The sequence below is a fragment of the Sinorhizobium numidicum genome (assembly GCF_029892045.1).
GTDB lineage: Bacteria > Pseudomonadota > Alphaproteobacteria > Rhizobiales > Rhizobiaceae > Sinorhizobium > Sinorhizobium numidicum.
On sequence record NZ_CP120368.1, the window covers coordinates 1,162,909 to 1,188,587 of the forward strand.

Here is a 25,679-nt window from a genome sequence, read left to right on the forward strand (position 1 = left end):
ATTTAGAACGAAAGCGGGGCGCCGTCGGCAACTGTGGCCACCGGCGCATCCAGCGGCGGGCCTATCGGCGGCTCTGCCTGAAGCACGACCACACGGCTACCTTCCGGCACGCGGCTGTAAAGGTCGATTATGTCCTGGTTGAACATCCGGATGCAGCCGCTCGAAACAGCCTTGCCAATCGACCAGGCCTCCCTTGTGCCATGGATGCGGAAGAGCGTGTCCCGGTCACCCTGGTAAAGGTAGAGCGCGCGTGGGCCGAGCGGATTGGTGGGACCCGGATCCATACCGCCGGCAAGCGGGCCGTAGCGTTCCGGCTCGCGCGCGACCATGTCCGATGTCGGTATCCAACGGGGCCACTCCGCTTTGCGGCCAATACGCGCTTCGCCGGCGAATTCCAGCCCCGCCTTACCGACGCCGATCCCATAGCGCAGGGCCATTCCGCCATCCTGCACGAGATAGAGGAACCGGTCCTGAGTATCGATAACGACCGTGCCGGGCGGCTCGTATGTGGCATAGGGCACCTGCTGGCGCAGGTAGCGGGGATCGGCCTTGCTGATGTCGGTGGCTGGAAGGGGGAACCTTTCGTCCGGCCTAGGTCCATACATCGCAACATAGTACGGATCAGGTCCCTTCGGTCGCGCCTGCTGTCCGCTGCTCACGCAACCTGAGAGCGCGATAGACACGAGAACGGGTGCAAAAAGTTGCGCCAAGCGACTGAAGCGGGTCGGGGACACACACATAATTGAAACGATCCTGCTGATGGCCATTTTTCAGATCCGCGGGAAGCTGCCACAGGCTCCGCTTGCGCATCAAAAAATGGCGGCGAGGCGGCAAAACAACGGCGGAATTGTAGTGCGTTCAACGTATAGCGGAAAGGCGACAGTTGGTCATGAGCCGCTTTTTCACGTCTCTTGGGACCAGGACCATTTCACTTGATCCCGTTTCTGGGCCGGGTGTATGCCTTTTCCATGCAATGGAGCGATCAAGCCATCATTCTCGGCATCCGGCGGCATGGCGAAAGCTCTGTTATAGCCGAAGTGATGACGTCCGTGCACGGGCGGCATTTGGGCCTTGTGCGTTCCGGCCGGTCGCGCGCGATGCAGCCGGTGCTGCAGCCGGGCAATTCGGTGGAGGTAATCTGGCGGGCGCGGCTTGATGAACACCTCGGCGAATTTCGGATCGAGCCGGTGCAACTGCGCGCCGCGAGGCTGATGGAGACGGCCACTTCGGTCTATGGCATTCAAGCGCTGGGCGCTCTTTTGAGGCTCCTGCCGGAGCGCGATCCGCATCCTCACCTATACGAGGCGCTCGCCGTCATCGTCGATCACCTCCACGATCCGGCGGATGCAGGCGAACTGTTCGTGCGCTTCGAACTCGCGGTGTTGAACGATCTCGGCTTTGGTCTCGACCTTTCGGAATGTGCAGCTACGGGCGCGCGCCAGGAACTCGTCTATGTTTCGCCGAAGTCCGGGCGCGCGGTCAGCCGTGAGGCCGGCGCCCCCTATGCCAAGCGCATGCTCGCTCTTCCGGATTTCCTCTCGGGCGGTCACAAGGCGGCCGATCACGACAGCCTAGCCGCAGCCTTCCGCCTCACTGCCTATTTCCTCAACCGCCATGTCTATGAACCGCGCGGCGTCGATCTGTCTTCAGCACGCGATGCCTTCGTGCACGCGACGCTAAGGGCGCTGAAATCCGCTCCCCCGTCGGCGGCCTGAAACTTCGAACAGGCGCCGCACGATGATGCGGCGCCTGCGATTACTGGGAAAAGGCCTTAGCCGATCTTGCCGCCGCCCTGTTTGGTGACCGCGACGACGGCCGGACGCACCGGCATGTCGTCGCGGAAGTCCGGCCAGCGCGTCGCCGGTTTTTCATAGGTTGCGAGGCCGGCGTCGCCCGGATGCTGGACGGCGAGAAAGAAGGTGTCGCTCGTCGGGTTGAAGCTCGGACCGCACATTTCCGCGCCGACCGGAACCCGAAAGAACAGCTTGGAGGTGCCGCGGGCTTCGCCTTCCGTTTCAACCGCCCAGACGCCATCGGTGCGGCCCGTTTCCTTTTCGTTGTTGCCGTCCGTCGATACCCACAGGCGGCCATCCGCATCGATCGCGCAATTGTCCGGCATGCCGAACCAGCCGTTCTCGGTCGTTGCGGTCGAGAACGAAGCGCCAACTTCGGCAACACTCGGATCACCGCATTTCAGCAGGATGTCCCAGCGGGATTTCGTCGAGGCGAAATCGCCGTCCGTCTCCGAGATTTCGATGATGTGGCCAAAGGCGTTCTTGGCGCGCGGATTGGCGGCGTCGGCTTCCTCTTCCTTGCGCTTGGTGTTGTTGGTCAGCATCACGTAGACCTTGCCGGTCTTCGAATTGGGCTGGACGTCTTCCGGCCGGTCCATCTTGGTCGCGCCGAGCGCATCGGCGGCAAGACGGGTGTTGATCAGCACGTCTGCCTGCGAGGCAAAGCCGTTTCCGGTTGTGAGCGGACCCTCGCCATGCACGATCGGCATCCAAGTGACCGTGCCGTCCTCGTCGAACTTCGCCACGTAGAGCGTGCCTTCGTCGAAGAGATCCATATTGGCGGCGCGGTCGTTCGGATTGTAGGTGCCCTTCGTCACGAACTTATAGACATAGTCGTAACGCTCGTCGTCGCCGCTATAAAGAACGACCCGGCCGTCCTTATTGACGACCGACTCGCAGCCCTCGTGCTTGAAACGCCCGATCGCGGTGCGCTTCTTCGGCACGGAAGCGGGGTCGAGTGGATCGACCTCGACGACCCAACCGAAGCGATTGGCCTCGTTCGGCTCCTTCGATACATCGAAGCGATCGTAGAATTTCGACCACTCATATTGGCCGCCCGGCGCGCCGAGGCGCTTCAACTGCTTGTATTCCGGATGGTCTTCGGCAAGCTCGCCGCCGAAATAGCCGTTGAAGTTTTCTTCGGCCATCATGTAGGTGCCCCAGGCGGTGACGCCGCCGGCGCAGTTGTTGATGGTGCCGAAGACCTTCGTGCCGGTCGGATCGGACGGGGTCTTGACGCGGTCATGGCCGGCCACCGGGCCGGACAGCTGCATCTCAGTATTGGCGCTGATGCGGCGGTTGTACTTGCCGTCGAGAACCGGCTGCCACTTACCATCGACCTTGCGGATTTCGATAACTGTGCCGCCATGGGCGGCCATCTCGATATCGACCAGCTCGTTCGTGTAATCGCCGAGAACGACCTTGTCCTGCTCCTTGCCGTCCTCTGTCACCTTTTCGACGCGGGCGAAGTTCGGGAACATGATTTCGGCGTTGGTGTATTCGTGATTGACAACAAGGAGACCGTGGTCGGGACTACCGTCGAGCGGAATGAAGCCGACGTAGTCGTTGTTGTAGCCGAACTGCCGGCTCTGAGCTCCCGCCGTCTGATTCAAGGGATCGAAGTCCGGGCTGTCGGCGAAAATCTTGTCTCCCCAGCGCAGAAGAATATCCGCGTCATACCCCTCGGCGACGTGATGGGCCTCGTCGACGCCGGCCTCCACCTCCTTGAAATCGAATCGCGAAGCCACACCGTTCGCCTTCGCTTCCTCGGCCGTCAGCAGAGCGAGCGGGCTCACGGTCGTCGAGATGGCGGCCACCGCCAGAGAGCCGCCAAGGAAGGACCGGCGCGAGAAACGGCGGTTGATGATGTCGCCCATGGTCGGATTGGCGGAACAGTTCTGACCGATGTCTTCCAGTTCCTCCCTGCTTTCCGTCAGCGTCTTGAATTCGATTTCTTCCGTCAGGCCGAGATGCTTGTCCATGGTCTGATTCTCCCTTCGTTAAACGATAGAAACTAACGCGCATCGCGCAGTGTCCGATCGTCGCTCTAACAGCATGCTCATGACAGTTCCGCGACAGTTCCATGAAGAGATTGCGGCACCCTGCCGCCAAGAGATTTGGGGCCCGTGAAAAAGACTGTATCTTCGCCGCAGGCTACAAACATAGCCTCTGGCGCGGGATGCCTTTCGCCCGCATCTTGCGCGGCATAGAAAAACCAACCGCCGAGTCGCAGTGCTCTGGGAGAGCCCATGCTTGAAGTCATCGCTTTTGTTGCTTTTGCCATGGCGCTCGCAGCGTTTCTCGGCGGCCGCAAGACCGCTGAGCGGCTGGGCGCCGAAATAGAGTCGCTGAAGGCGGAGATTGCCCGTCTGCGTGAGTTTAGCACCAATGAGCCGGCAATACCGCCTGCTTCCTCAAAGGCAGAGGAGACCGAGGTTCCGGCCCCGGCCGCGGAGGAAGTGGTTGAAAAGGGCCCCTGGTCGCGGGAGCGGGAGGGCGCGCGGATCTTCAGCGATGGCGTCTCGGAGGGTATCGAGAACGCAGCGCGTAGCGCGCCCGACGCCGAGGTCGTCGCGGAAACGATCGCGGCACGTCCCGCGGAAAGCCTTGAGAGCCGAATCGGCGGACAATGGCCGGTTTGGGTAGGCGGTATCGCGCTGGCCCTCGGCGGTTACTTCCTCGTGCAGTATTCGATCGAGGCGGGCCTGTTGAGTCCGGTTGTACGCCTGACCCTGGCCGCAGCCTTCGGGTTTGTGCTCGGGATCGCCGGCGAGGTGATCCGCCGCCGAGCGGTGCCGACGATCGCCGACCGGTTCCGCAACGCCATGATCCCCGGCGTGTTAACAGCGGCCGGCGCCGTCACGCTCTTCGGCGTCGTCTACGCGGCCTATGGGATTTACGGTTTCATCGGCACGGCCACCGCCTTCGCGCTGCTGGCGGTGATTTCGCTTGCGACCGTCGGCCTGTCATTGCTGCATGGCCAGGCCCTGGCCGGACTCGGCCTTCTCGCCTCGCTTCTTACGCCCTTGTTCGTCTCGAGCGGAGAGCCGCGGCCCTGGGTGCTGTTCGGCTTCCTGGCAACCGCCTGGCTCGCCACTCTTGTCGCGTCTCGGCTGCGCCGCTGGACGATCGTGCCCACGCTTGCCAATGCCGGCCTCGGTCTCTGGGCACTTGCCTACGTCACGTCCGTCACGCCCTTCGAGGCCCCGCCGGTCACCTTTGCGCTGCTGGTCATGATTGCCGGTATCGGCCTGATCTGGCCCGGCGATCTGGAGAGTGCTCCAGAGGCGGCCTATCCGGCAGAGGCCGGCAGGTCGGAGGCCGCGGTAGCGGGCCCGTGGCGAAAACTCTTCACGCCGCCGCACGCGGCAATCACGATATCGGCGGCGATCGCGGCGACCGTTCTCGCGCTTCTTCTCATCAGCCCGGCGGTCGGCGCGCTGCGTTTCCCGGTCAGTGAGTTTACGATCGTGATTGCAGCTCTTGCCGCGATCGGCGCTATGCGGCCGATTGCGGTCTATCCGGCACTATTTGCCGCCTTCGGCGCCATCGCCGGCACCTGGAGGCTGACTGCGCTCAGCGGTGTTCTCGTCGACCTTCCGCCGGCGGGACTTTCACCCGCGATCGTCATCCCTGGCCGGACCGCGATGCTGACGGCGATGATATTGTCGGCACTCTTCGTCCTGCTTGCGTCCATCGTGCTTGCCCGGCGCTTGGTCCGCGATCGTCAGTTCGCGGTCCTCTGGGCCGGTATTGCGGCGGTGGTGCCGAATGCGCTCCTGGCGATGTCGTTCCTGATGACGGGCGAACTCGCGTTCGATCTGCCGCACGGGCTTGCCGCTTTCGCCGCCGGTTTGGCCGTCCTTGGGCTGGTCGAATGGCTTTACCGCCGGCATTCCGATACCAAAGAAGCGGACCTTTCTCTCGGCCTTCTGGTCATGGGTTCCTTCGGCCTCTTCGTCATCGGTCTGCATGCCTGGACCGATGGCCTCGTGACGACCCTCGCGATTGCGCTCCTTGGTGCGGGATATACGTTTGCCACGCGTCTGCGCGCCTGGCCCGTTCTTCCCTGGGTGACCGTGGCTGCCGCCATCGTCGTGCTTGCACGGACAGCCTGGGAACCGACAGTCGTCGGCTCCGGCAGCCTCTCCACGACGCCGGTCTTCAACGCACTTCTGCCGGGCTATGGTATTCCGGCGCTGCTGCTCGTCGCATCCGCCTATTTCTTGCGGGCCTCACGGGATAGGCGCGTGCTCAATCTGCTGCAGGCGCTCGCGAGCCTTTTTGTTTTGCTGACGCTCGCGATCCTCGTGCGCCATACGATGAACGGCGGTGTGCTCGACAGTTTTTCCGTCCCGACGCTCGGCGAGCAGTCCATCTACACGCTTCTCGCGATCGGCGCCTCCGGCATCTTCATGACATTGGACACGAAATCCCCGAGCCCGGTGTTTCGCTACGGCGGCATGGCGCTCGGAGTGCTGTCGATGCTGTCGGTGCTCTCGGCGCACCTGATCGGCCTCAACCCGTATTTCAGCGGCGAATCGCTCGGAAGCATTCCGTTCTTCGACCTGCTGTTCATTGGTTATCTGTTGCCCGGCCTCGGTTATACCGGCCTTGCCTGGTATGCACGCGGCAAGCGCCCGCTGCCTTACGTCGCTGCGCTTGCCGTCAGCGGCGCGGTTCTCGCCTTTGCCTGGGCAACCCTCACCGTTCGTCGCTTCTGGCAGGGCGAAAACATCGCCGATTGGAAAGGCTTCCTTCAGGGAGAGACCTATACCTATTCAGTCGTCTGGCTGGTGCTCGGCGTTTTGCTGCTTGTCGCTGGTTCGCGCTTCAATGCCAAGAGCATCCGTATCGCTTCGGCCGTGCTCGTCCTCATAGCGGTGCTGAAGGTGTTCCTGATCGACATGTCCAATCTGGAAGGTGTTCTGCGGGCCCTGTCCTTCATCGGTCTCGGCGGCGTGCTCATCGGCATCGGGCTCTTCTACCAGAAAATACTATCCAATGCCGGGAACGGCCGGACCGGCATGCCCGACACGGCTGCAGGCGTGACCGGAGCGGACGACCGGAGGAGCCGCGTATGACACGACTTCCGGCTCTCGCGGCCGCCTTCGCGCCTCACGATGACCTCGCCGACAAACTTCTGCCGTATGCATTTTCCGGAAACGATGGCTCGCATGACGCTTCGCATCTCATCCGTGTCTGGAAAAATGCGGCGCGCATACAGGCCGAAGAGGGCGGCGACGATCGCCAACTCGCGGCCGCGGTGCTTTTGCACGATTGTGTTTCGGTGGAGAAGAACGCGCCGTTTCGCGCCGAAGCATCGCGGCTCGCTGCCGAAAAGGCGTGGGAAATCCTCGATGGCCTCGGCTGGCGCACGGCGGAAATTTCGCCCGTTGCCCACGCCATCCTGACGCACAGCTTTTCCGCCAACATGACCCCCGAAACGCTTGAGGCGAAGATCCTGCAGGATGCCGATCGGCTCGATGCCATCGGTATGGTCGGCGCGGCTCGCTGCTTCTATATCGCGGGGCGCATGGGCAGCGGCCTCTACGATCCACTCGATCCCTTGGCGGACAATCGGCCGCTCGACGACAAGGCGTTTGCAATAGATCATTTCGAGACCAAACTTTTCCGTCTAGCGGATGGTTTTCAGACCGCAGCGGGACGTCGGTTGGCTCTGGAGCGGCAAGTGCGCCTGCGAAGCGTCCTTGCCATGCTGCTCGATGAAATCTAGGCAAGAGGGTGATTGCGAATTGATTCATCTAAAATCACCATGATGTTCAATGTGTTGGCGCCGCTCTGTGAATCAGATTGCGAGCGGTTTGAATCAAATTCTGAACTCGGAAAGCTGCAATGAAGGTAATTGGCCTCAATATCCATCCGCTGAAGAGCGGCCGCGCCGTTCCGCAATCGACCGTGACGGTCAGCCTCGACGGGCTGGCTGGCGACCGGCGTTTCATGGTGGTCGAACCGGATGGCCGCTTCGTTACGCAGCGCGAATTGCAGGCGCTGGCGCAGGTCGAGGCGATGCATGTCGACGGCGGCGTAAACCTGAAAATGAATGGCAATGAATTATCCGTTCGGTTCGATCCAGACAGGCGGCTCGATATCCGTGTCTGGTCAAGCGACGTCGATGCGGCCGTTGCCGATGACACCGTCAACGAGACGCTTTCGGGCTGGTTCGGACGACCTGTCAAGCTGGTTCATATGGACGAAGGGGCAGAGCGCTTCGTCGGCGCCGAATGGGCCGGGACGGCGGCGCCGGTCGGCTTCGCGGATGGCTTCCCTACCCTCATCACCACCACCGGCTCGCTGGCCGACCTCAACAACACACTTATCGAGAAGGGTCAGGAACCGGTCGGCATGGACCGTTTCCGCACGAATATACTGGTGGATTGCGATGAGCCCTGGGCGGAAGACTTCTGGGAAAGTCTGGAGATCGCCGGCGTCGTCTTCGATCTCGTCAAGCCTTGTGCCCGCTGCATCATGACCACACAGGACCAGACCACCGGCGAGCGCATCGGCGGCAATCCGATCCAGGGGCTTTCCGAAAAACGCATGTCTGCCGATCGCCGGGTGCCGGGCGTGCTCTTCGGTTGGAATGCGGTGCCGCGAGGCGAGGGCAGCGTGAAGCTCGGCGACGAGGTCAAGGTCGTCCGTCTCCGCGGCGAACGCTGGCCGATGAAGATGCGGAAGCTCGACTGAGCCGTTTTGATCCGGACGAACGGCGGCTTCGACGGCGCCCACCATCAATTCCCGTGATCACACGGTCAATTTAATTCGTTTCCCTCAACATAAGCCCTGCCATAGGATGGCCCCTCACGAAAATCGGAGCCTTTTCCATGTCCGCTGTTTCCTCCGCCGCCGCACGCCCAGTTGACAGCGGGAGTCTTCCCTGGCTGATCATCGCCGCCGGCTCTATCGTCGCAATGTTCACTTTCGGTCCGCGATCCGCCATGGGCTTCTTCCAACTGCCCATGCTTGCCGAGACCGGATGGGACAGAACGACTTTCGGCCTCGCGATGGCACTCCAAAACCTCTGCTGGGGTCTCGGCCAACCGTTCTTTGGAGCAGTAGCGGACAAGTTCGGCACATGGCGCGTATTGGCGCTGTCCGGGCTTCTCTATGCTGCCGGCCTCTTCCTCATGGCGTTCGCGAATGCGCCGATCTGGCTGCATATCGGCGGCGGCGTGCTTGTCGGCCTTGGCGTAGCGTCAGGCTCCTTCGGTATCGTGCTGTCGGCCTTCGCCCGCAATGTCGCGCCTGAACAACGCTCGTTTGCCTTCGGCATCGGCACGGCGGCGGGATCGGCCGGCATGTTCCTGTTCGCACCGCTGAGCCAAGGGCTTATTTCCGCCTATGGCTGGTCCGATAGTCTCGTCTATCTGGGTGTGTTGATGCTGCTGGTCCCTTTCTTCGCAATCCCGCTGCGCGGCAACGCCGCTTCGGGCCGGCAGTCGGAGATGCTTTACAAGCAAACCATCGGCGAGGCGCTGAAGGAGGCGCTCGGCCATAAGAGCTACCTGCTGCTTGTCTCGGGCTTCTTCGTCTGCGGCTACCAGGTTGCTTTCATCACTGCCCATTTTCCCGCCTATATCGGCGATATTGGCATCGACGCCCGCTATGCCGTGATCGCTCTCGCGCTGATCGGCTTCTTCAATATCATCGGTTCGCTCTCGGCTGGCTTCATCGGTCAGCGCTATTCGAAGCCCTATTTCCTGGCGCTGATCTATCTTGCCCGTTCCGTGGCCGTCACCGCCTTCCTGCTGCTGCCCCAATCGCCGACCTCGGTCATCATCTTCGCGATCGTCATGGGCCTTCTGTGGCTGTCGACCGTGCCGCCGACCAACGCTTTGGTGGCGATCATGTTCGGAACGCGGCATCTCGGTTTGCTCGGCGGCATCGTGTTCCTTTCCCACCAGATCGGTTCTTTCCTGGGGGTCTGGATGGGCGGCTATCTCTATGACCGCTTTGGATCCTATGATCCCGTCTGGTGGCTGGGTGTTGCGCTCGGGGTGTTTGCGGCCATCGTCCATTGGCCGATCGAGGAAAGACGCGTTTTGCGCCCGGCCATGGCTTAACCGGCAAAGAATTCGATGCGCCCGACAATTGTGGGCGCATCGTTCTTGAAATCTGTCACAAAACTTTCTAAATCAGTGCCCGCGGCTCAGCCGCTTTTGTTTTGACCCAATTATGCTCAATCTGAGCATAATTGACACTGCCGGGGACGGCGGGAGAGGAGAGCCCGATGACCAGTCTTGACCTCCGTGCGGACGTAGCTACGGCTCCGACATTCGCAAGCGCCGCGGCGCGCTTCGGCGTCATCGAAAAGCCGGATCTCGCCTTCACGCCGGCCGTCGCCAGCGAAACGGCGCACCTCTATGAAAAGGTCAAGGATTTCATCCCCGCCATCGAATGGGCTGCCTACGCGCCTTATGTTCACGCGATCAATCGGCTGAAGAGGGAGCGCAACGCCGTTATCCTCGCGCATAATTACCAGACGCCAGATATCTTCCATTGCGTCGCCGACATCGTCGGCGATTCGCTGCAGCTCGCGCGTGACGCGACGAAGGTCGGTGCCGAGATCATCGTCCAATGCGGCGTTCACTTCATGGCCGAGACCTCGAAGCTTCTCAATCCGGAGAAGACTGTGTTGATACCTGACGCCAAGGCCGGCTGCTCGCTTTCCGAATCGATCACCGGCGCGGATGTGCGGCTTCTCAAGGAGCGCTATCCGGGCGTTCCGGTGGTGACCTACGTCAACACCTCGGCTGAAGTGAAAGCGGAGACGGATATCTGCTGCACCTCCTCCAACGTGCTTGCCGTCGTCGAAAGCCTGCAATCCGATACGGTGCTCTGCATTCCCGACGAATATCTCGCGATGAACGTCGCGCGCCAGACCAACAAGAAGATTCTCACTTGGAAAGGCCATTGCGAGGTGCACGAGCGCTTCACGGCGACCGAACTCCTCGCCTACAAGGAAGCCAATCCGGGCATCGAGATCATCGGCCATCCGGAATGCCACCCGGATGTCATCGCGGTCTGCGATTTCGCCGGCTCGACTTCGGGCATGATCAACTACGTCAAGGACAAGCGGCCGCAAAAGGTACTGCTCGTTACCGAATGCTCGATGGCATCCAATATCCAGGCGGAAGTCGAGGGCGTCCAGTTCGTCAAACCTTGCAATCTCTGTCCGCACATGAAGCGCATTACGCTGCCGAAGATCCTCGACAGCCTGCTCAACATGACGGAAGAGGTTCTGGTCGACCCGGCAATTGCCGGCCGCGCCCGCCTTGCGGTAGAGCGCATGGTGAACCTCAAGCAGTAATCGACAGGCGGGGTCGTATCGCCCCGCACTCATGCATGCGTTGGAGGAGTACCGAGCCATGCTGACCGACCACTTTCGCCCGCAATCCTTCAATGGAATCGATGACATCGTCATCGTCGGCGGCGGCCTCGCCGGGCTTTTTTGCGCGCTGAAGCTGGCGCCGCGTCCCGTCACCATCCTGGCCGCCGCTCCGATCGGCCACGGCGCTTCGTCGGCCTGGGCACAAGGCGGGATCGCTGCGGCCATGAGCCGGGGCGACACATTCGAAAAGCATGTCGCCGACACCGTCGCTGCCGGGGCAGGCATCGTCGATGGGAAGATGACCCGGATGATGGTCGCCGAGGGACCGGCGCGCATCCACGATCTGCTTGAATATGGCGTGCCGTTTGATCGCGACCTGGAAGGCAGCTTGCTGCTTTCGCGCGAAGCCGCGCATTCCGAGCGGCGGATCGTCCGCGTCAAGGGCGACATGGCCGGAAAGGCGATCATGGAGGCACTGATCGCCGCCGTTCGCAGAACGCCGTCGATTCGTGTGCTCGAAGGCTATGTGGTCGAGGAACTGGTGCGCGAGGGGCGGTTCATTTCCGGCGTCATAGCGCGGCCGGAGGCCGGTCAGGCGAAGAACCGCGTCTCCTTCCCCGCACGCGCCGTCGTCCTCTGCTCGGGCGGCGTCGGACATCTCTATGCCGTCACCACCAATCCTTGGGAGGCCTGCGGCCAGGGCGTCGGCATGGCGGCGCGGGCAGGGGCCATCATCGCCGATCCGGAATTCGTCCAATTTCACCCGACCGCGATCAATATCGGCAAGGACCCGGCGCCGCTCGCGACGGAAGCATTGCGCGGCGACGGCGCCATCCTCGTCAATTCGGCGGGAGACCGTTTCATGCTCGACATCCATCCCGATGGCGAGCTCGCGCCGCGGGACGTCGTTTCGCGTGGCGTCTTTGCCGAGGTGCAGGCCGGGCGCGGCGCCTTCCTCGACTGCACGAAAGCCGTCGGCAAGCATTTCCCCGAAACGTTCCCGACCGTCTATGCTTCCTGCCTGGCGGCCGGTATCGATCCGATTACGCAACCGATTCCTGTCGCTCCCGCGGTCCATTATCACATGGGCGGCGTGCTGACCGATGCGGAGGGCCGCACTTCGATCGACGGCCTATGGGCGGCAGGCGAGGTGACTTCGACCGGTGTGCACGGTGCCAACCGCCTCGCTTCCAATTCGCTGCTCGAGGCGGTCGTCTTCGCGGCCCGCATTGCGGAAAACATCAAAGGCACCTTGCCGGCAGCGAAGCTTGCCGAATGGGGGGACAATGCCGGCGAGAACGATGATCCGGTAACGGTCGAAGACAGCCCGCCCTTCAAGGTTCTGCGTGCGCTGATGAGCGAGTGTGTCGGCGTCGTTCGCAGCCGCGGCGGCCTGACGCGGGCGATCCGCGAGATCGCGGCGCTGGAGCGCGCCAATAGCCGCCTGCGCTTCGCCAATATCATCACGACCGCCAAGCTGATCGCCGTCGCAGCACTTCAACGGACCGAAAGCCGTGGTGGCCACTTCCGTGCCGATTGCCCAACGGAGCGCAGGGAATGGCAGCGACGCACCTATCTGACGCTGGCACAGGCGGAGAGATTGGCTGCGGAAGCGGCCGAGACCGAGCCGGCATGACGCGCAAACGGACGTCTGCAAACCTCGCAATGACCCGCGACAATCTTGGAACAACGTCATGACCGTAGCCCTTCGTCCGGAACTACCCGCCCTTATGGTCGAGGAGCAGGTCAGAGCCGCGCTCACCGAGGATCTCGGCCGGGCGGGCGACATCACCACGCTCGCGACCATCGGCCCGGAAATGACGGCTACGGCGGATATGCGCGTCCGCGAAGCGGGCGTGATTGCCGGGCTGGAACTGGCGCGCACGACCTTTCGCCTGATAGATCCGGCGATCCGCTTCGAGACGCTGGTCGCCGACGGTGATCGCGTCGCGCCCGGTACGACGATTGCCCGGATCTCGGGCCGCGCCAGGGGTGTGCTTTCGGCCGAGCGGGTAGCGCTCAATTTTCTCATGCACCTCTCGGGGATCGCGACCTATACGGCGAAGTTCGCCGACGAGATCGCCCACACGGCAGCCAAGGTCTGCTGCACGCGCAAGACGATCCCGGGCCTGCGCGCTCTCGAAAAATATGCGGTACGTCTCGGCGGCGGCTCCAATCATCGCTACGGCCTCGATGACGCAGTGCTGATCAAGGACAATCACATCGCCGTTTCCCGCGGCGTCGCCAGCGCCATCCGAGCGGCGCGCGCCTATTGCGGCCATCTCGTCAAGGTCGAGGTCGAAGTGGATGGTCTTGCGCAGATGCGCGAGGCACTGTCCGCTTCCCCTGACGTGATCCTGCTCGACAACATGGGGCCGGATGTGTTGCGCGAGGCCGTCGCCGTCAATGCCGAACATTGGGGATTGAGCGGCGGCGACTACGCGGGCGACCCCCGCCGCACGCGGCTCGAAGCCTCAGGCAATGTCAGGATTGAAACGATTCGGGCGATGGCGGAGACCGGCGTCGATTATATCTCGACATCGAAGATCACGATGGCTGCGCCGACCCTCGACATCGGGCTCGACATTTCCCTTTAGTTTTCTTGCAAGTTCGCCGTAAACGGGCGGGAGACGGTTTCGCAGGCGGCTCTCCATCGCTCTACTGAAGCGGCAAACGGAGCGCGGCCCGACGGTCATCGGTGTGCCGCAATCTTAGCGGCACACCTTGGACGGGCCTCGGACAGCCTGGCTGCTTAGGTGCAGACGGTGATATCCAGCTTTCCGCGTCCGGACCGATCATTCTTGAAATAAGTCGGGCATCGCAGGTTTGTCGCCCTGTGGGGGCGATCAGTATCACCACTACAGCGCGGTGCGTCTTTTCAGACGCAAAAAGGTCGCTGTAGCATTTTGAATAGCTGCATGTTTTTATTCCTAGATCGGCTCCGATTTAAGGAAACATGCAGTAGAGTGACGGCAAGCATTATGTTCTCCCTGCGCAGTCGGGAGGTAGCCCGTTTTCAAGTGTAGCCAGTCCGTCGGAAATTTGAGGTGCATTCAATTTTCGGCTCAAGGGCTGCAACTTCTCCGAGTTTGGGGGAACGACACTGGCAGCCGCGCGTTGTTCCCCTTTTCACCGCAGAGCGGGGATGGGAAACGACATGCGCGTCTCCTGTCCACATCCCACGTTGGCTTACGAGAATCGAGGATGGATCAATGATGACCAGAATGCTGATCGCAATCGCCTTTGCGGCGGGTATGGCGGCCGCTGCTTCGGCGCAACAATCCTCGCAGACTGCCACCGCCAATTTCATCGGCAAGGATGGAAAGGAGACGGGACGCGCCACCTTGACGGCCGCCCAGAAGGGTGTGCTGATCGAGATGGAGGTCAGCGATCTGCCGAAGGACACCTGGGTTGCCTTCCACGTCCATGAGGCGGGGCGCTGCGACGCCGCGGGAGGCCACGAGTCGGCCGGCAAGCACTTCGCCGGTCCGGATGAAAACGTGGAGCACGGCTTCCTCGCGGCACATGGCCCGCATGCCGGCGACATGCCGAACCAATATGTCGGCGCCGATGGCGTGTTGCGCACACAGGTGTTCAACAGTTTCGTGTCGCTCGACGACAAAGGGACTGCCATTCGCGGTCGCGCCTTGATGATCCATGCGCGCTCAGACGACAACCGCAGCCAGCCGGCGGGCGATGCGGGCGAGCGCCTGGCCTGCGCCGTCATCGAATAGTGCGCTATCGCATGTTCCGTAAAATGTAGCCGGTTTAAGGATAAAAACATGCAGCAATTCAAAGTGCTACAGCGACCTTTGTGCGTCTGAAAAACCACGGCTCTGTAGTGCGGAATGAGGAAAAGTGCGCGGTTTCCGCCCGCATCATTACTTTGGATGGATTCGATCTAAAGTAATCGTGGTCTAACGCCCCCCGACCTGAGCCCCGGGGCCGGCCGTTCGTCCAAGATCTGGCGGCGGAAGCGGAAAAGAGCTGCCGGTCGGCCGCCGGTCGAGGCCAGCGTTCCGCCCGTCGGCTCGACGAGTTCGGCACCTTCGACCAAGCGGCGGAAGTTCTGCTTGTGCAGGTGACGGCCGGAGATCGCTTCGACCGTCGCCTGCAGGTCGGTAAGGGTGAATTCTGGCGGCATCAGTTCGAAGACCACCGGCCGGTATTTGATCTTGCCGCGCAGCCTCGCAACGGCGGTTGCAACGATACGACGATGGTCGTGCCGCATCGCCAGTCCAATTGCCGGGTTGTCGGGATTTCGGCAATGGCCGTCGATCACGGCCTCGCGCACGAGCCCCGCGTCGTAGAGAAGCTCGTAGCGCTCGAGCACGCGCTCCTCGTCCCAGGGAAAATCATCGAGGCCGAAGGCGAGACGAACGCGGGACCGGCGCTGCGTGATCGAAGCCGATCGCTCCTCTTCCGAAGGAGTGCTTTCCCAGCGCGCGAGCGCCGGCAGGATCGTCTGGTCGAGGATCGCCGGGCGACCTTGCCGCCAATCCTCCCAGGGCAGGTAACCATACCAGTCGCGCCAATGGGCCCCGGCTTCCGCCAGCCGCTCGTTGTTCTCGGCATCCGTGCGCGTCAGCGCGAGATAGCCGACGGAAACCATGTGCTTGCCTTCCTCGCCCGGCAAGCGCTGGCGTCCGCGGTCGCCGAAGGTGTAGAGCTGCTCGATGTAACCGAGCTTGAGTGCGGTTCGCTTTTCGACGCGGGCGCGCAGGCTCGTCTCGAAGGTGCGGTGGCGCGCCGGGTCGAACGGACCGAAGGGCAGGCTGTCGCGCGTGTCGCCATCGGCCTCACTGATGCCGAGAATGCGCGGGCTGCGATTGACGACAGCGACAATAACCGCGTTCAGTCCGATCTCGACGATAACCGGCCGCGGCTCAGTCGACATGCGGCAAGCTCTTCGGACGGATAGGCAGGACGAAGGGCGCGTTGCCATCTGCATCCGCACCGCGGCCGATAGACTGCACGGCAGCGACAAGCCTCCCGTTGCGCGACAGCGCTCCATCGCCGATTTCGACCAGCCGCGCATTTGGCGTTGCAAAGGGCGAGGCGAGTCTCAGGCGGTTCACCAAAGCCTCATCGTCCTGATCTGGCGCCACGGCAAGGGCGGCGATCAGCGCGGCCGCAGGCGAGCGGGAAACCCCCATCCAGCAATGTATGAGAAGCGGGTGCATCCGGTCCCAGTTGCGGGCAAAATCGATGATCTGCTGAACGTGCTCCTCCTGCGGCGCAATCAGATCGCCTGTCCCGGCAAAGCTGATATCGTTGATGCCGATCGTCAGGTGTTTCGTCCGGTCGATGACGCCCGGGCGGTGAAAATCCTGCCCCCTTGCGACGAGGCTCAGCATTTCGCGGCACCCGTGACGGACTGCCATTTCGGCGATGCGTGCGAGCGGCGAGGCGATGATGCCTGGCATTTCAGGCCTCCTGCTTCGCCGTAAGGCGGTCGGCTTCCAGCGCACCGAAGCGCGCGGCGAAAAGACGCTGTGCTTCGATTGCGGGCAGCGGATCGATCAGCAGGGTCTCCCGTGTGATGCCACGGGGCTGGCCGAAGAACTTGCGGGCCTCTTCCGCGGAAAATCCGGCGAGCTCGGTCGCTTCGAAGTAAGCGGCGATGCGATCGGCCTTCTTGATCCGCTCCTTGAGGTCCTTGGGCGTATGGGGCGGCAGGCCGAAGCGCAGATGTACGGCGCTTTCGAGCCGCCTTTCCACCGCCTTGTAACCGCCGCCGACCACGGCCTTGAAAGGCGAAATCATGTCGCCGATCACATATTCCGGCGCATCGTGGAGAAGTGCCATCAGGCATTCCTCCGCATTGCAGTGGTTCGTGCGGCGGAAGATATCTTCGACGACGAGACTATGCTGCGCGACGGAAAAGGCGTGGTCGCCTGAAGTCTGACCATTCCAGCGTGCCACGCGGGCAAGGCCATGGGCAATATCGGAGAGCTCGACGTCGAGGGGCGAGGGGTCGAGCAGATCGAGCCGTCGGCCGGAAAGCATACGCTGCCAGGCACGCCCATTCATCATGCGCTTGCCTCGCCGGCATCGCCTGGAAACGTTAGGCCGGTCCAGCCGGGCAGCGTCAAACTCACCGCCACGTCGCCCGCGAGAATGGTTTCCCCGTTAGCGATCGCTTCGCCGGCCTTGTCGATGCGGACGATGGCGAGGCCCGTTTGATTGCGGACGGTGCCGAGCGAACCAATCGGTCGCCCGTCGACGGAAATGCTCGCACCCGTCGGCGGGAGCGGCGCATCGCCAGCGACGATCACGACGCGGCGGCGTGCCGTGCCGCGGTGCTGCATGCGGGAGATGACCTCTTGGCCGACATAGCAGCCCTTGCGGAACGAGAGACCGCCATTCATGTCCATGAGCACATCATGAGGGAAGGCGTCCTGCAGCGCGTAATCCGCGCCAGAAACGGCGACACCGGCGGCGATTCTCAACCGATCGAAATCCGCAAGGGGCGCTTCCGGGCCGGGCGTGTCGCGATAGAGACGGAAGACCGGCATGCCGGCCTTTTCGAACCGATGATCGCGATAGCTCCCGGCGGGCTGGTCTTCCGCGAAGACGATCGTAACCGGTGCCGGCGAGAGGAGCGAGAGGTCTACCGCTGAGCGCAATTTATACATGGTCAACCGCTTCAGCAGCGCTTCGGCCTGATCTCTCGCGGTCTCCAGCCTCAATGTTTCATCGTCGCGGGAAATCAGAAAATCGAAGAGAATCTTGCCCTGCGGCGTCAGCAGCGCGCCCGGCCGGACTTCGTCCGGAGCAAGCGCGCCTATGTCCGTAGTAATCAGACCTTGGAGAAGGTCTTCGGCGTCCTTGCCGGAAACGTTGATAATCGCTCGGTCGTCGAGGCAGACCTTGGGCATGGTTCGAATCCTGTTCTCTTTGTCGAAGAAGTAGGATGTCCGCCGACAATCGGCAAGCGTGCTGCTACTGCATGTTTCCTTAAATCGGACCCGATTTAAGGAAAAAAACATGCAGAAAACCAAGGTCCTACAGCGATCTTTGCGCGTCTGATAAGACGCGTGGCGCTGTAGAGCGGGATGAGGCCAAGTGTGACGCGGTTTTCCGCCCGCAGCCCAACTGATGAGGGCTCAATCGCCGGCGACGAAAAATTTCCATTGGCCGTCGGGGGTAATGCCGACGCGGTAGAAATTATAGCTGCCGAATTCCTCCATGCCGGCGAAATCGCCGGCGGTCACCAGCCGAAACAGATCAACCTTCTCCGGAGCGGTCAGCGAGGACAGCGGCTTTTCGGCGAAATAGGGCCAGACATAGGCTTCCTCCGGCGTGCCCTTGTCGGCAAGAACGAAGCCCGTCGACAGAACGTCAAGAAGAATGGCGAGAATTTCGACGCCGTCCTGGTCGCCGGACAGGCTTTTCAGCGTTGCGATGGGGTCTTCGTCGCCGCTGACGCCGGTAACCTGCGTCTGGCTCGGGCCTTTGCCCAGCAGCGGCCGCAGCCTCTCGATCTCGCCCGAAGCGGCGGCTTCGACGATCAGTTCACGCATGCGGGCGACAGGTGCCGGAATCTTCGAGACGTCCGTCAGGACTTCGACCGGCTCGACCACCTGAGGTTCGGCAATTTCGTCGTCCTTGGTGCCGGCCGCCGCCTTATCGACCAGCGGATCGGGCGCTGGTATTTCGAGAGGCGCCTCTTCCTCGGGCTCGCTCTGCTCAGGCTCGCCCGCGGGTGCGGCGTTCTGGTCACTGGCGACCGGGCCGGGAGCGCGCTGGAATTCGCTGAGCGCGAGCGCGGGCGGGGCCGCAATCGGAGCGCAGATAGCTACGCCCGCCAGCAGCAGCGTAACAAGGCGAACCGGGTCGGCCCGGTTTGCAAGGTTCCGGCTCATAGGGCAGTCCTGATATTACTGAATTATCCGCTGTGGCGAGAATTCTCCGGCGAGCATGCGCTCACGAAGCGAATTGAGCATCGCCTCCGCGCCTTCTTCGCCATGAAGCCGGACGGTTTCCCGCATGGCCAGTGCGATCGCCGCGTCGGCAATGATCTCCGGCTCGATGCCGTCAGCCATACCATCCGCCCAAGCCTCGCTCTGGTGTTCGAGGGCCGCCTGCATCTTCTCGTGGACGATCATGTCGTCGATGTCGGTCAGGCTTGGTTCCATCATTCGTTCCATGCGACTTCCACTACATGCACTGCCTAGCCTAACGCCGCTTCGCTGAACTGCAACTGAACAGCCAGACAGGCCGGTTACTTCTTACCACTCTCTTAATAAACTTAGCAGTCTTTTCCCGAAACGACACGGGCTCCTGGAAAAAGAGGTTAATTTCTTGCTAATTTCCAAAGCGGGCGACGATTTCTGAGGCAAGTGTTGCACCTTCGGCACGGTATCGCCGCTCGGCAAGCGTCGCCGGCTCGGTGCAAGTCGTATAGACCGATGCGAAGGTCCGGTACCCACGGTTGAAGGCGGCGGTCATACGTTCGCGTCGCTGCGGTTCGTCGGCAGTCTCCTTGTCGATCAGTTCCTGGGTCGCGCGGCGCCAATTGTCTTCAGGCTGGCTCAGGCAGAGATTGCGCAGATAGTGCACCGACCCGAGAATTTCGGCGAGACGAATCAGTCGCTGGTCATAGGGCGTCGGCCTTTCTTCCGCAGCCGGCGGGGGAGGGGACTGCGTCTTCTCCTCCGCTGCGGGCGGCCTCTTTTGTGCTGCGGCGCCTGCCGCGACCAAGAGGACGGTGCCGGTCAAAAAAAGTCGGAGCATAATTGTGACGCTGGTCATGGATCCATCAACTCCGAATCGGTGCCGGTTGCAAGGCCGGCGTGGTGCGGATAGGGGGATCGAACGCCCGCCAGCCTTTCCACACATTGGCGAACACTCTCGGGAATGGGCAATGTGAAAATTTCCTCCGGCGTAAACCAGCCCAGCCCTGCCGCATCGTCGCTGGCGATGGCGACCGAGGCAGGGTCCGCCTCGACGGTGAAAACCGATAGCAGAAAGTGCCGTCCCTCGGATTCCTTCCCGGGCAGATCGTAGGTTTCGAAAAGCACCGGGTCGCGCGCCCTGATGCCGGTTTCCTCGGCGAGTTCGCGCAAGGCAGTCTCCGCCGGGGTTTCGCCGGGCTCTGCGCGGCCGCCGGGAAAGGCGTACATGTCGGCCGACGGCGGATTGGCCCGCCGGACGAGGAGATAATGCCCATCCCGTTCGAGGATGGCGGAGGAGGCGAGTTCAGGCTGAATCAGCGTCATGGAAACGAAACTCACGTCGGTCGTTGACCCATCCTACGTGAAATGCCACATCCATGTCATGTGCGGACGTTTTGCGCTGACGGCGACGCCGGAAGAATTGATGGAACTGTTTGGCCTGCTGGAGGCGGACGATTTTCCGGCAAGGTTCAACATCGCGCCGACTCAGCCGATCATCGTGATTGTCGCGTCGGATCGGGCGGAACCGGGCAGCAATCTGCCGGAACGTAAAGCCATGCTGGTCCGCTGGGGGTTCACTCCGGGTTGGGTGAAGGATCCGCGCGATTTTCCGTTGCTCATCAATGCCCGCTCCGAAACGGCCGTCGGCAAGGCAGCCTTCCGCGCGGCAATGCGCCATCGCCGAATTCTGGTGCCTGCCTCCGGCTTCTATGAGTGGCGCCGCCCGGCGAAAGGCAGCCGGGAAGCCTCGCAGGCCTATTGGGTCCGCCCGAAGAAGGGCGGCATTCTTGCTTTTGCCGGGCTCATGGAGACCTGGTCCTCGGCAGATGGCTCTGAGGTCGATACGGCCGCCATTCTGACCGCTGGCGCGAACAAGGCGGTCCGCCACATCCACGATCGCATGCCCGTCGTAATCCAGCCGGAAGATTTTGCCCGCTGGCTGGATTGCAAGACCCGGGAGCCGCGAGACGTAACGGACCTTATGGCTCCTGTGTCTGAAGACTATTTCGAAGCGATCCCGGTGTCCGACAAGGTCAACCAGGTCGCCAACAGCGGCCCCGAGCTTCAAGACGAAATCGAGCCGCTCGTATCGCCGGCAGCAAAGGAAGACCGCAACAAGGACAGCGGACAAATGTCGCTGTTTTAGCGCGGCCGTCCCGAGAACGCCCAGTGTTTGACAAGCTTCGTGCCGGCCGGCTTGACCTTGGCCTGCAGGGCGGCAGCGAGCACGGCCTTAAGGCCGAGTGGCCGGTATTGCGCCACAAGGTCTGCGGCGGGCGGTTTGGAATCGGTGATCTTGGGGGCCTTCACTGCATGCTCTCCTTGATGTTTTCCCTAAATTGGAAACGCTTCGTCTTCGGTTTTGTGCCTGAAAACGGCGTCTCTCCTTGTTTCGCGGGAAACACGGTTCGGTACAGAACAGGCTGCATCGCGAATCGTTTTCCCATATTACGATCCCAGATAGCCAAATCATGACAAATCCATGGCCGCAATCGCCGTAGGATGACGACCTTTGCTTGCATGCGGCTCGCCTCTTGACCGGCGCCATACGAAGCGCGATAAGGGTCGCCATGAAAACGGTTATCTGCATTATCTGCCGGAAGATTATTCGCTAGCGATCCGCTGGCCTGGCCGTTTTCGTCTCCACAAATCCAAGATGACAAACGTGCGGGCCATCCGGGCGCTATATTCCGGTGGTTGCATGCAGGCTTGGAGATTTGGGATGGGCGGAATGCCGACTTTGAAGCTGTACAACACGCTGACGCGGGAAAAGGCCGATTTTCGGCCGATCGATCCTCAGAACGTCCGCATGTATGTCTGCGGTCCGACGGTCTACGACTATGCCCATATCGGCAATGCCCGGCCGCTCATAGTGTTCGACGTTCTGTTTCGGCTGCTGCGCCATGTCTACGGCGCGAGCCATGTCACCTATGCCCGCAACATCACCGACGTCGACGACAAGATCAACGCGCGGGCGCTGCGCGATTATCCGGCCTTGCCACTGAACGAAGCAATCCGGCACGTGACCGAGAAGACCGAAAAGCAGTTTCTGGAGGACGCCGCGCTACTCGGCTGCCTCGAGCCGGACGTGCAGCCGCGGGCCACCGAAAATATCGCTCAGATGATCGAGATCATCGAGAAGCTGATTGCCAAGGGCCACGCCTATCAGGCGGCGGGCGAAGTGCTGTTCGATACAAAGTCGATGGCGGACTACGGCCAGCTTTCGAAGCGCAATCTCGAGGAGCAGCAGGCCGGTGCGCGTGTCGCTGTCGATGCCCACAAAAAGAATCCGGGTGACTTCGTGCTATGGAAGCTCTCCGAGGAGAATGAGCCTGGCTGGGATAGCCCATGGGGACGCGGTCGGCCGGGCTGGCACGTTGAATGCTCGGCGATGAGCGGCCGCTATCTTGGTGAAGTGTTTGACATTCACGGTGGTGGGCTGGATCTGATCTTCCCGCACCACGAGAACGAAATTGCCCAGTCGCGCTGCGCCCATGGGACCGATGTGATGGCCAATGTCTGGATGCACAACGGCTTCCTGCAGGTCGAGGGCCGCAAGATGTCGAAATCGGAAGGCAATTTCATCACCATCTATGAACTCCTCCACACGGAGAAGTTCGGTGGCCGCAAATGGCCGGGCGAGGTGCTGCGACTGGCGATGCTGATGACGCATTACCGCGAGCCGATCGACTTCTCCGTCAAGCGGTTGGAAGAAGCCGAGCATCTGCTTTCCAAATGGCCGGTCCCCAGCGAGACAGTGGGCGAGGCCGAGCCAACGGTTGTGGCTGCGATCGCCGACGATCTCAACACGGTCGCGGCGATCCAGGCTCTGCATGCGTTGGCGCAGAAAGCATCTGCCGATTCGCAATATCTCGGCGCCTTCACGGCGAGCGCGGCGCTCATCGGCGTCGTGCCGAAGGAGATCGAACTCGACGAGGCGGTCGTGCACGAGATCGACGGCCGTGTGCGTGCGCGTCTCGAACTCCTGAAAGCAAAAAACTATGCCGAAGCCGACCGCATCCGCGCCGATCTCCTGGCCAGGGGCATCCAGCTCAAGGATGGCAAAGACTCCGAAACCGGCGAGCGGGTTACGACCTGGGAGGTGAAGCGATCCCAGGTGTGACCCGTTCACATGCGATTTGAACTTGCAAGAAAGAGGAGGGCGACATGGCTGATGATATCCATACCGGCGGATGCCAATGTGGCGCGGTCCGCTTTCGCGTCGAGGGCAAGCTCGGCGACGCCTCGGTCTGCCATTGCCGCATGTGCCAGAAGGCGAGCGGCAATTTTTACCTGCCGCTTGTCTCAGTGCGCGGCGCGAAGGTCACCTGGACGCGTGGCGAACGCAAGCGGTTCCAATCCTCGAACGCCGTGTGGCGCGGTTTCTGCGGCGACTGCGGCACGCCGCTGACCTACGAGGCGCCGGACGGAATGGCACTGGCAATCGCGGCTTTCGACCGCCCGGAAGGTATCGCGCCGACGATCCAGTGGGGCATCGAAGCGAAGTTGCCCTATGTCGATCGCGTGCCGGAACTCCCCGGCGAGGACACGATGACGGATGTCGACGCGACGTCCTTCCTCGCCCATCTCGTTTCCTATCAGCATCCCGACCATGACACCGAAACCTGGCCACCGGAGGAAAGATGATGAGTGATGCCGTAAGAACAGGCGGATGCCAATGTGGGGCCGTCCGTTTTCGCATCCGCGGAGAGCTCGGGCGCCCGTCGATCTGTCATTGCCGCATGTGCCAGAAGCAGTTCGGCTCCTTCTTTTCGGCCCTGGTGACGGCACCGAAGGATGGGGTCGAGTGGACCCGCCGTGAACCGAGCTATTTCCAGTCCTCGGTCAATATCGATCGCGGCTTCTGTCCGAAATGCGGCACGCCGCTGACCTACCGGCATCCCGGCGGCCTCGAAATCGCGATCGGTGCCTTCGATGACCGCTCCGATCTCGCTCCGAGGATCCAGGTCAATTACCATGCCCGGCTGCCCTGGGTCGAAACCATCTTCGAGCAGCCGGTCCTCGAGGATCCGGATTATTACGCCAGGCAGGAGCAGATCATCTCCTTTCAGCATCCGGACCGTGAGACGGATCAATGGCCGCCGGCAGGGACCTGGGCATGATGATTCGACGCATCTTCACGGGCGGCTGCCAATGCGGCGCGGTGCGCTACCGTGCCGAGGGCACGCTCGACGATCCGCATATTTGTCATTGCCGCATGTGCCAGAAAGCGGCAGGCAATTATTTCCTGCCGCTCGCCAACATCGCGCGGGAGGATTTCCGCATCACACGCGGGAAGCCGTCCTGGTTCCGTTCGTCCCAGCTCGTACGGCGTGGTTTCTGCCGCGATTGCGGCACCCCGCTGTTCTACGACATGCCGGATGAGGACTTCCTGAATATCGCGCTCGGTTCGCTTGACGACCCGGAGGATGTGCAGCCCGTCTACCAATCCGGAATCGAGTCACGCATGCTGTGGTTCTCGCACCTGCCAGGCCTTCCCCAAAAGGAGACGGATGACGGTAGCGAGGCCTCGGCCACGCGCCATCTGCGCGTTCTGGAATCAAACCGCCAGCATCCGGACTACGACACCGTGCACTGGCCACCCGAGGAAGACCTGTTGTGAGCGTTGCATTGCGGACACTGTACCCGGAAATTGAGCCCTACGCCTCAGGTCACCTCGATGTCGGCGATGATCATATGGTCCATTGGGAACGGGCCGGCACACCCGGTGCAAAACCGGCCGTTTTCCTGCACGGCGGGCCGGGCGGCACGATCTCGCCGAACCATCGTCGCCTATTCGATCCGGCGCTTTACGACGTGTTGCTCTTTGATCAGCGCGGCTGCGGCAAATCCACGCCGCATGCCGAGATCGAGGCGAATACGACATGGCATCTCGTCGCCGATATCGAGCGGTTGCGCGAGATGGTCGGCGCCGATAGATGGCTGGTTTTCGGCGGTTCCTGGGGCTCGACATTGGCGCTTGCCTATGCCGAAAGCCATCCGGAGCGCATTTCCGAACTCGTCCTCCGCGGTATCTACACGCTGACCAAGGCCGAGCTCGATTGGTACTATCAATTCGGCGTGTCGGAGATGTTCCCGGACAAGTGGGAACGTTTTGTCGCTCCGATTCCGCCGGCAGAACGCCACGAAATGATGCGCGCCTATCACCGACGCCTGACGAGCGAGGACCGGGAGACGCGGCTAGCCGCGGCAAAGGCCTGGAGCTTATGGGAGGGCGAGACGATCACGCTTCTGCCGGAGCCCGCGACGAGCAGCCGCTTCGAAGAGGAAGAATACGCTCACGCCTTTGCCCGCATCGAGAACCATTTCTTCGTCAATGCCGGCTGGCTTAAGGAAGGCCAATTGCTGCGCGACGCGCACAAGCTTCACGGCATACCGGGCGTTGTCGTGCACGGCCGCTACGACATGCCGTGCCCGGCGAAATATGCCTGGCAATTGCACAAGGCCTGGCCCGAGGCGGAATTCCACCTGATCGAGGGGGCGGGGCACGCCTATTCGGAGCCGGGCATCCTCGATCGCCTAATCCGCGCGACCGACAAATTCGCCGGCAAGGCCGTATAGCGTGCGTTGAGAGCTCACGCTGACCTTAATATTGCATGTTGGAACTAAGCT

Annotated in this window: 27 protein-coding genes; 15 read left to right on the forward strand and 12 right to left on the reverse strand. The window is 61.9% G+C overall.

Features of this window, described 5'->3' with window-relative positions; all coding sequences use genetic code 11:
* Window positions 1–2: 2 nt before the first annotated feature.
* Window positions 3–740, reverse strand: a complete 738-nt coding sequence (locus tag PYH37_RS16660) for a L,D-transpeptidase (RefSeq protein ID WP_280736069.1) — start codon at window positions 738–740, stop codon at window positions 3–5.
* 228 nt (window positions 741–968) lie between these two features.
* Here PYH37_RS16660 and recO point away from each other — a divergent pair, with 228 nt between their 5' ends.
* Entirely contained in the window at window positions 969–1,715 is a 747-nt protein-coding gene (gene recO / locus PYH37_RS16665; RefSeq protein ID WP_280736070.1) for a DNA repair protein RecO, read from the forward strand.
* A 56-nt stretch (window positions 1,716–1,771) separates the two neighbouring features.
* Here the strand turns inward: recO and PYH37_RS16670 are convergent, their stop codons facing one another.
* Window positions 1,772–3,775 carry a PhoX family protein gene (locus PYH37_RS16670; protein WP_280732594.1) on the reverse strand — a complete coding sequence of 668 codons (2,004 nt, stop codon included), beginning with the start codon at window positions 3,773–3,775 and terminating at the stop codon, window positions 1,772–1,774.
* A 267-nt stretch (window positions 3,776–4,042) separates the two neighbouring features.
* Between PYH37_RS16670 and PYH37_RS16675 the strand changes: the two genes are divergently transcribed.
* From PYH37_RS16675 to PYH37_RS16710, 8 genes are all read left to right on the forward strand, one after another.
* The gene (locus PYH37_RS16675; protein ID WP_280732595.1) at window positions 4,043–6,877 is read left to right on the forward strand and encodes a DUF2339 domain-containing protein; all 2,835 of its coding nucleotides are present in this window, start codon (window positions 4,043–4,045) and stop codon (window positions 6,875–6,877) included.
* Window positions 6,874–7,530, forward strand: coding sequence for an HD domain-containing protein (locus tag PYH37_RS16680; RefSeq protein ID WP_280732596.1), 657 nt, complete (start codon window positions 6,874–6,876; stop codon window positions 7,528–7,530). Before PYH37_RS16675 ends, PYH37_RS16680 begins: the two co-directional genes overlap by 4 nt.
* 119 nt (window positions 7,531–7,649) lie before the next feature.
* Window positions 7,650–8,501 (forward strand): MOSC domain-containing protein, encoded by an 852-nt coding sequence (locus PYH37_RS16685; protein ID WP_280732597.1) that lies wholly within the window; start codon window positions 7,650–7,652, stop codon window positions 8,499–8,501.
* Between the two features lie 137 nt (window positions 8,502–8,638).
* Complete coding sequence (locus tag PYH37_RS16690; protein ID WP_280732598.1) at window positions 8,639–9,877, forward strand: MFS transporter; 1,239 nt, start codon at window positions 8,639–8,641, stop codon at window positions 9,875–9,877.
* A 167-nt stretch (window positions 9,878–10,044) separates the two neighbouring features.
* Window positions 10,045–11,124 carry a quinolinate synthase NadA gene (gene nadA, locus PYH37_RS16695; RefSeq protein WP_280732599.1) on the forward strand — a complete coding sequence of 360 codons (1,080 nt, stop codon included), beginning with the start codon at window positions 10,045–10,047 and terminating at the stop codon, window positions 11,122–11,124.
* A 58-nt stretch (window positions 11,125–11,182) separates the two neighbouring features.
* The gene (locus PYH37_RS16700; protein WP_280732600.1) at window positions 11,183–12,781 is read left to right on the forward strand and encodes an L-aspartate oxidase; all 1,599 of its coding nucleotides are present in this window, start codon (window positions 11,183–11,185) and stop codon (window positions 12,779–12,781) included.
* A 58-nt stretch (window positions 12,782–12,839) separates the two neighbouring features.
* Window positions 12,840–13,742: a carboxylating nicotinate-nucleotide diphosphorylase gene (gene nadC, locus PYH37_RS16705; protein WP_280732601.1), complete on the forward strand. Its 903-nt coding sequence runs from the start codon at window positions 12,840–12,842 to the stop codon at window positions 13,740–13,742.
* Window positions 13,743–14,360: 618 nt separating this feature from the next.
* A complete protein-coding gene (locus PYH37_RS16710) occupies window positions 14,361–14,879 on the forward strand; it encodes a superoxide dismutase family protein (protein WP_280736071.1) in 519 nt (172 codons plus the stop codon).
* A gap of 167 nt (window positions 14,880–15,046) precedes the next feature.
* Here the strand turns inward: PYH37_RS16710 and PYH37_RS16715 are convergent, their stop codons facing one another.
* The 8 genes from PYH37_RS16715 to PYH37_RS16750 all read right to left on the reverse strand — a co-directional run bounded on the left by PYH37_RS16715 (window position 15,047) and on the right by PYH37_RS16750 (window position 20,369).
* Entirely contained in the window at window positions 15,047–16,042 is a 996-nt protein-coding gene (locus PYH37_RS16715; RefSeq protein WP_280732602.1) for an NUDIX hydrolase, read from the reverse strand.
* Entirely contained in the window at window positions 16,032–16,571 is a 540-nt protein-coding gene (locus PYH37_RS16720) for a tyrosine phosphatase family protein (RefSeq protein ID WP_280732603.1), read from the reverse strand. Before PYH37_RS16720 ends, PYH37_RS16715 begins: the two co-directional genes overlap by 11 nt.
* A 1-nt stretch (window position 16,572) precedes the next feature.
* Entirely contained in the window at window positions 16,573–17,181 is a 609-nt protein-coding gene (locus PYH37_RS16725; protein WP_280732604.1) for a YfbR-like 5'-deoxynucleotidase, read from the reverse strand.
* A complete protein-coding gene (ygfZ, locus tag PYH37_RS16730; protein ID WP_280732605.1) occupies window positions 17,178–18,026 on the reverse strand; it encodes a CAF17-like 4Fe-4S cluster assembly/insertion protein YgfZ in 849 nt (282 codons plus the stop codon). The genes PYH37_RS16725 and ygfZ overlap by 4 nt, the downstream gene beginning before the upstream one ends.
* Before the next feature lie 228 nt (window positions 18,027–18,254).
* Window positions 18,255–19,013: a hypothetical protein gene (locus PYH37_RS16735; protein ID WP_280732606.1), complete on the reverse strand. Its 759-nt coding sequence runs from the start codon at window positions 19,011–19,013 to the stop codon at window positions 18,255–18,257.
* Between the two features lie 15 nt (window positions 19,014–19,028).
* Window positions 19,029–19,298 carry a hypothetical protein gene (locus PYH37_RS16740; protein ID WP_280732607.1) on the reverse strand — a complete coding sequence of 90 codons (270 nt, stop codon included), beginning with the start codon at window positions 19,296–19,298 and terminating at the stop codon, window positions 19,029–19,031.
* A 157-nt stretch (window positions 19,299–19,455) separates the two neighbouring features.
* Window positions 19,456–19,902 carry a TIGR02301 family protein gene (locus PYH37_RS16745; protein ID WP_280732608.1) on the reverse strand — a complete coding sequence of 149 codons (447 nt, stop codon included), beginning with the start codon at window positions 19,900–19,902 and terminating at the stop codon, window positions 19,456–19,458.
* Entirely contained in the window at window positions 19,899–20,369 is a 471-nt protein-coding gene (locus tag PYH37_RS16750; RefSeq protein WP_280732609.1) for an NUDIX hydrolase, read from the reverse strand. The genes PYH37_RS16745 and PYH37_RS16750 overlap by 4 nt, the downstream gene beginning before the upstream one ends.
* On the opposite strand from PYH37_RS16750, the gene PYH37_RS16755 reads away from it, so the two are divergent.
* The gene (locus PYH37_RS16755) at window positions 20,368–21,192 is read left to right on the forward strand and encodes an SOS response-associated peptidase (RefSeq protein WP_280732610.1); all 825 of its coding nucleotides are present in this window, start codon (window positions 20,368–20,370) and stop codon (window positions 21,190–21,192) included. The genes PYH37_RS16750 and PYH37_RS16755 overlap by 2 nt on opposite strands.
* On the opposite strand, the gene PYH37_RS16760 is transcribed toward PYH37_RS16755, so the two are convergent.
* A complete protein-coding gene (locus tag PYH37_RS16760) occupies window positions 21,189–21,356 on the reverse strand; it encodes a hypothetical protein (RefSeq protein ID WP_280732611.1) in 168 nt (55 codons plus the stop codon). The genes PYH37_RS16755 and PYH37_RS16760 overlap by 4 nt on opposite strands.
* Window positions 21,353–21,709: a hypothetical protein gene (locus PYH37_RS16765; protein ID WP_280732612.1), complete on the reverse strand. Its 357-nt coding sequence runs from the start codon at window positions 21,707–21,709 to the stop codon at window positions 21,353–21,355. The genes PYH37_RS16760 and PYH37_RS16765 overlap by 4 nt, the downstream gene beginning before the upstream one ends.
* 59 nt (window positions 21,710–21,768) lie before the next feature.
* On the opposite strand from PYH37_RS16765, the gene cysS reads away from it, so the two are divergent.
* From cysS to pip, 5 genes are read left to right on the forward strand one after another with little or no spacing between them, the layout of a single operon-like run.
* On the forward strand, window positions 21,769–23,169 hold the full coding sequence (gene cysS, locus PYH37_RS16770; protein ID WP_280732613.1) for a cysteine--tRNA ligase: 1,401 nt from the start codon (window positions 21,769–21,771) through the stop codon (window positions 23,167–23,169).
* Between the two features lie 44 nt (window positions 23,170–23,213).
* Window positions 23,214–23,693: a GFA family protein gene (locus tag PYH37_RS16775; protein WP_280732614.1), complete on the forward strand. Its 480-nt coding sequence runs from the start codon at window positions 23,214–23,216 to the stop codon at window positions 23,691–23,693.
* Window positions 23,693–24,169, forward strand: a complete 477-nt coding sequence (locus PYH37_RS16780; RefSeq protein ID WP_280736072.1) for a GFA family protein — start codon at window positions 23,693–23,695, stop codon at window positions 24,167–24,169. Before PYH37_RS16775 ends, PYH37_RS16780 begins: the two co-directional genes overlap by 1 nt.
* Window positions 24,169–24,669, forward strand: coding sequence for a GFA family protein (locus PYH37_RS16785; RefSeq protein WP_280736073.1), 501 nt, complete (start codon window positions 24,169–24,171; stop codon window positions 24,667–24,669). Before PYH37_RS16780 ends, PYH37_RS16785 begins: the two co-directional genes overlap by 1 nt.
* A complete protein-coding gene (gene pip, locus PYH37_RS16790) occupies window positions 24,666–25,628 on the forward strand; it encodes a prolyl aminopeptidase (RefSeq protein ID WP_280732615.1) in 963 nt (320 codons plus the stop codon). Before PYH37_RS16785 ends, pip begins: the two co-directional genes overlap by 4 nt.
* Window positions 25,629–25,679: the final 51 nt, after the last annotated feature.